The following is a 5,498-nucleotide window of genomic DNA, read 5'->3' as shown; positions in this document are numbered from 1 at the left end:
AATGCGCACCGCGACGTCTCCGCAGGTCACCTCGATCGGACCGAGGATCTTGAACCGCACCGGGTGGCCACCGGGATCGACTGGCTCGGCGGACTTCGTCACGTCCATCTCCGACCTCCAGTTGTCCCGGAACTGACCTGTTTTCCGGGTTCCGGCCGCGATAACGGGGCCATAGTGGGCCGATGGCGGGCGCGGTCAGGATAGGTCCGGCACGGTAAGGCGGCCGGACGGGATGGATCGGCATGACGACAAACAACGCGTCCACATTGTGGTGGCCGGAAACCGAACTGGTCGCCACCGCGGTGGATCACGTTCGGCTCAGCTACCACTACCTCGACCGCGGCGATGTCGACGGTTACTGCTCGCTGTTCACCGAGCGGGCCGTGGTGCGGCAGCCCGGATCGTGCCAGGTCATCGGACGCGAGGAGTTGGAGCGCGTGGAGGTTTCGCGCCGCGGCACCAGGTTCGTCCGGCACGCCGTGCGCGAGGTTTTCGGTGCCGGTCGCCGGGTCGCCGCGCTCGGCCAGGCGCGCAACCTGCTGCCCGGCAACGGGGACGATCCGCATGTCGATTTCGTCGACGTGTTCACCGTCGCCGACAACGGCCTGCTCGCTGATCGCACGACGTTTCTTTTCACGCCGGCGGTGCGCCCGGACAGCGATCACCCTTAGCAACCTACGACGCATACCCCGTTCGCACCAGGCTGGTAGCCGGAATTCCGAAAGTCCCAATTACCACCGCATGATCGGATGCCCTACCTGGGCCGCTCAGCCAAGCCGGATGTCGGCCACCCGGATCGGCGACGGCGTGGTGCCGCTGGACCGCTGCTGGTAGAGCACCGACAGCACGCCCTCGCTCGCGAGCCGCGAGGCGTCCACGTCCACCTCGCCGAAGGCGTTCATGCCCGGCCGGTCGAACACCAGCGTCCAGTCGGTCCAGTTGCTGGCCCGCGACGCGCTGACGATGCGGCCGAACGGCATGATCAGGTAGGCGTTGTCGTTGCGGTCGAAGACGATCCGGGTGCGTCCTGTGGCGTTCGGCGCGACCGGCACCTCCAACTTGGTCCAGCTTCCGGCCGCGGTGCGGAACACGTGGAAGGCCCGGCCCCACCGGGTGCGGTCGGCCGCGTAGCCGGTGACGCACTGGGTGAACCGGCCGGGCACGTAGCTGATCACCACGTGCGGGTTGCCGGCCGAGTCGACCGCCTGGCTCTCCTGGTTCATCAGGCCATGGTTGGGATCCAGCGGATCCACCACCAGGCCGGCGGACACGGCCACCGCGGCGCCTCCGGTCGTTCCGGCCGGCTGACCGGCCGGGGTGCGCCAGGTGCGGCCGCGATCGTCGCTGTAGACGTAGCCGGTGTCGTGGTTGGTCAGCCCTCCGGCGTTGCACAGCACGCCGGTGTTGCCCTCCCGCCAGGTGAACGCCGCGTGCAGCCGCCCGCCCGGCCCGTAGGTCAGCCCGTGCAGGTACATGTTGCGGGTCGTGCTGGTCACACCGTTGGGTGCGCGCCACGACCCGGTGGCCGACGACCACCGGCCGAGCTTGCGCCAGGTGCCGCCGTCGTACTCGGCCAACTCGTTGGTGCCGTTGCCGGAACCGCCGGTGCGGTAGCTGAGCTGCAGCCGGTTCTCCGGGGTGCGGACGAACTGCGGGTAGGAGATCCCGCCGAGGTCCACCCCGTCCAGGTTTCGTTGCACCGCACCGAACCGGGCCGCCGTCCAGGTGCGCGAGGCCGGCGCGGACACCAGCCCGGCCTCGGACCTGACGTAGAACACCGGGGTGTTGTGGGTGTCCATGGCCACGTGCAACCGGCCGTCGGACGGCGAGATGCCCAGCGAGATCACGTTGTGCGAGTCGTTGGTGGACAACGGGTGCGGCAGCACCACCCGTTCCCAGGCGCCGGACGGCAGGGCCCGCCGGGCGACCACGGCGTTGCGGTTGGCGGTGTACCAGGCGGCGTACTGGTAGCCGGCGAAGCTGACGATCGCGTCCTGCTGGAAGGACTCGTTGTTGACCAGACCGTCGAAGGACACGAAGTACAGCGCGGTCGGGTCGAGCTGGGTGTCGGCGAGCAGCGTCGCCGGCGGGCCGGCGAGGACACCGGAGCCGGCGGCCGGCACCGGCGTCAGCAGCAGGGTCAGTGCGACGGCGAGCAGGGTGAGCGGTCGCATGTCAGGCCCGGCCATCTGTCCTCCCTGATGATCAATCGAGGTGGAACACCTCCGCCAACGGGACGATCCCCTCGTCGGGCGCTCCGGGCAAACCTTCGAAGAACGGCGCCATGTCCGCCTGCCACCGCGCGTTGACCTCGGTCGCGGCCATCCCGTCCAGCGCCGCGTCGAGGTCGTCGGTCTCGAAGTAGCCGACCAGCAGGCCGTCCGGCCGGAGAAACAGCGAGTAGTTGCGCCACCCGGTTCGGCGCAGTGCCTCGAGCATCTCCGGCCAGACCTCGGCATGCCGGCGCCGGTACTCCTCGATGCGGTCGGGCCGCACCCGCAACAGGAAGCAGATCCGGCGCGGTGCGCGCAGCGGCTCCACAGGTCCTCCGAATGAAACGTTTCATCACGGTTGCCGCCAAGCTAAGGCAGTTTGCTGGGGACGTCAAGACACGGTTGCGGCTCGATCCGTTGATACGATTCAGGAATGCCAGTGAGCATCAAGGACGTCGCCGAGCGGGCCGGGGTTTCCATCGGCACGGTGTCCAATGTGCTCAACCGGCCGGAGAAGGTCGCGGTCGGCACCCGGGAACAGGTGCTCGCCGCCATCGCGGAGCTGGGTTTCGTGCGCAACTCCTCGGCCGCCCAGCTGCGCGCCGGCACCAGCCGTTCACTCGGCCTGATCGTGCTGGACATGGCCAACCCGTTCTTCCAGGACGTGGCCAAGGGCGTCGAGGACGTGGCCACCGAACAGGGCTACGCCCTGATGCTGTGCAACTCCGACGAGCAGGGCGACCGGGAGAACCGGCACCTGCAGGTGCTCGAGGAGCAGCGGGTGCGCGGCGTGCTGATCACCCCGGTCTCGGTCAGCTCGGAACGCCTCGACGCACTGCGCACCCGAGGCACCCCGACCGTGCTGGTCGACCGGCACGACCCCCGGGTCGACTGCTGCTCGGTGGCGGTCGACGACGTCGCGGGCGGCGAGTTGGCCGGCACCCACCTGATCGAGCGCGGCCACCGCGACATCGCCTACGTGACCGGACCGCTGGGCCTGCGGCAGTGCGCCGACCGGCTGACCGGGCTGCGCCGCGCGGTCGCCGCCGCCGGCGAGGACCCGGACCGCCTGATCACGGTGATCGAGGCGCCCGCGCTCAAGGCCCGGCTCGGCTACGAGGCCGCCATCGGGCTGTTCGAACGCGGCGCCCGGATCGAAGCCGCGTTCTGCGCCAACGACCTGCTCGCCCTCGGCGTGCTGCGGGCGGCGGTCAGCACCGGCCGCCGGGTTCCGGACGACATCGCGCTGCTCGGCTACGACGACATCGAGTTCGCCGCCGACGCGGCCGTGCCGCTGTCCTCGATCCGGCAGCCCACCGTCCACATCGGACGAACCGCTGCCCGGCTGCTGCTCGAGGAGTGCGACCACCCCGACACCCACGCACACCAGCAGGTGATGTTCAAACCCGATCTGGTGCTGCGCGAGTCCACCTAGTGTCCCGCGCCGGAAATTCGGTGCCTGAGTCCGGTGATCCAGGCGGTGGCAGATTTCCGGCGCGGGACACTAGGTGCTGGGGTCGTAGACCGCGCCGCCGTACCAACTCAGGGCCGCCCGCAGCTCCCGCACCTCGCGGCGCCGGCCGGCCGGGCGACGCTCGTGCGCCACCGGGAACACCCGGAAGCCGCCGGAGTAGGCCGGACCCAGGTCGGCGCGGGACACCTCGGTGTCGGCCAGCCACGCCACCAGCCACGGCCGGCGCTTGTCCTCCACCACGCGCACCCGGGCCAGTTGGGACCAGGCGAGCCGCCTGCGCCGCTCGCCCCGGCCGACGGTCAACCCGTCGGCCGACAGCTCCACCCACCGGCCCGGCCGCAGCAGGATCCACAGCATCCGAGCGGTCGGCACGAGCAGCACCACGAACGCCACGAACAGCAGCACGGCCGGCAGGTTGTCGCCGAACTGGTTGGCCGACTGGGACATCGCCGCGCAGAGCAGGGCGGCGACGCCGAACACGGCGGCCCACACCGCCGCCGACACCCGCGAGGTGCGGAACACCGCTCGGTTTCCGGCGCCGGCCGGTGCGTCGACCGAATCGTCCTGGGGTGCTGGCATGAGGGGTCCGTTCGCTCGGGCATAGCGCCGGGTGGGCGAACGGGGAATACCCCTGGGGATCTCGGTTACGCCCTCGGCGACCAGGGTGCGCAACCGGTCCGGCAGCCACGCGTCCACGCCCGGCTCGCCGACCTCGGCGAGCAGGTCGGCCGGTGTCGGGCGCAGCGCCGGATCCCGGTCCAGGCACCGCGACGCCAGCGGACGCAGGCTCGCCGGCACCCCGTCGAGGTCCGGCCGGCCGTGCACCGCCCGGTACAGCAGCGCCATCGTGTCGCCACCGCGGAACGGGCCATGGCCGGTGGCCGCGAACACCAGCACGCAGCCGAGCGCGAAGACATCGCTGGCCGGGGTGACCTCCCGGCCGTCGATCTGTTCCGGCGACAGGTAACCCGGCGTGCCGACGAACATGCCGGTGGCGGTGAGCCGGACCTGTTCGAGCGCGCGGGCGATACCGAAGTCGATCACTCGCGGGCCGTCCTCGGCGAGCAACACGTTGGCCGGCTTGAGATCGCGGTGCACCAGGCCGGCGGCATGGATGGCGATGAGCGCCTCGGCCAGGCCGGCGACCAGGCGGCGCAGCGCCGGCTCGGGCAGCGTGCCGTGGCCGGTGACGGCGTCGTGCAGGTTCGGGCCGGGCACGTACTCGGTGGCCAGCCACGGCCGGGGCGCGTCCGGGTCGGCGTCCACCACCGCCGCCGTCCAGAACCCGCCGACCGCGCGCATCGTCGCGACCTCACGCCGAAACCGGTCCCGGAAACCGGTGTCCTCCGCCAGTTCGGCCCGGGCGACCTTGACCGCGACCAGCCGGCCACCCGGGGACCGGCCGAGGAACACGGTGCCCATCGCTCCGCACCCGAGCCGGCCGAGAATCCCGTAGCTGCCGATCCGCTCCGGATCGTCGGTCCGCACCGGCGGGAGCCTACCCATCGCGTCCGGTTTCGTTCGCCGTTTGCGGCTGCCAGCCCCATACGATCACGTCATGCGGATCGGAGTCGTCGCCGCGGCCGTCGTACTCGGCGCGGCGTTGGTGAGCGCCCCGCTCGAGGCCCCCGCCTCGACCGGCACGGTCCGGGTGCTCCAGCTCAACATCTGCCACGGCGGCTGGGCCGACTGCTTCACCGGCGACGACGTGATGGCCAAGGCCGCCGCCGTGATCGCCGCAAGCCACCCCCAGGTGGTGTCCGTCAACGAGGCCTGCTCCAACGACGTCGAGCCACTCCGGTCGGCGATGG

The 5,498-nt window shown here is 71.1% G+C and carries 5 protein-coding genes and 1 pseudogene; 3 read left to right on the top strand and 3 right to left on the bottom strand.

Annotation, left to right across the window (positions count from 1 at the left end; genetic code table 11):
* The first annotated feature begins 242 nt into the window (after positions 1-242).
* A complete protein-coding gene (locus VFO68_RS30480) occupies positions 243-671 on the top strand; it encodes a nuclear transport factor 2 family protein (protein WP_325161862.1) in 429 nt (142 codons plus the stop codon).
* A gap of 96 nt (positions 672-767) precedes the next feature.
* Here VFO68_RS30480 and VFO68_RS30475 read toward each other — a convergent pair whose 3' ends face one another.
* On the bottom strand, positions 768-2,189 hold the full coding sequence (locus VFO68_RS30475; protein ID WP_325161861.1) for a BNR repeat-containing protein: 1,422 nt from the start codon (positions 2,187-2,189) through the stop codon (positions 768-770).
* A gap of 16 nt (positions 2,190-2,205) precedes the next feature.
* Positions 2,206-2,541: an L-rhamnose mutarotase gene (locus VFO68_RS30470; protein WP_414635604.1), complete on the bottom strand. Its 336-nt coding sequence runs from the start codon at positions 2,539-2,541 to the stop codon at positions 2,206-2,208.
* Positions 2,542-2,646: 105 nt separating this feature from the next.
* Between VFO68_RS30470 and VFO68_RS30465 the strand changes: the two genes are divergently transcribed.
* Positions 2,647-3,648: a LacI family DNA-binding transcriptional regulator gene (locus VFO68_RS30465; protein WP_325161860.1), complete on the top strand. Its 1,002-nt coding sequence runs from the start codon at positions 2,647-2,649 to the stop codon at positions 3,646-3,648.
* Positions 3,649-3,717: 69 nt separating this feature from the next.
* Here VFO68_RS30465 and VFO68_RS30460 read toward each other — a convergent pair whose 3' ends face one another.
* On the bottom strand, positions 3,718-5,175 hold the full coding sequence (locus VFO68_RS30460; RefSeq protein WP_325161859.1) for a serine/threonine-protein kinase: 1,458 nt from the start codon (positions 5,173-5,175) through the stop codon (positions 3,718-3,720).
* Between the two features lie 70 nt (positions 5,176-5,245).
* Between VFO68_RS30460 and VFO68_RS30455 the strand changes: the two are divergent.
* Positions 5,246-5,498: pseudogene (locus VFO68_RS30455) on the top strand (hypothetical protein); the annotation flags it as partial.

The sequence above is a fragment of the Actinophytocola sp. genome (assembly GCF_035712165.1).
Taxonomy (GTDB): Bacteria; Actinomycetota; Actinomycetes; order Mycobacteriales; family Pseudonocardiaceae; genus DASYTH01.
Note: the sequence above shows the minus strand (reverse complement) of the source record. Positions and strands in the feature narration are given on the sequence as shown.

Coding starts and splice junctions, on each gene's coding strand:
- VFO68_RS30480 (WP_325161862.1), top strand. CDS start 243: ATGACGACAAACAACGCGTCCACATTGTGGTGGCCGGAAACCGAACTG.
- VFO68_RS30475 (WP_325161861.1), bottom strand. CDS start 2,189: ATGGCCGGGCCTGACATGCGACCGCTCACCCTGCTCGCCGTCGCACTG.
- VFO68_RS30465 (WP_325161860.1), top strand. CDS start 2,647: ATGCCAGTGAGCATCAAGGACGTCGCCGAGCGGGCCGGGGTTTCCATC.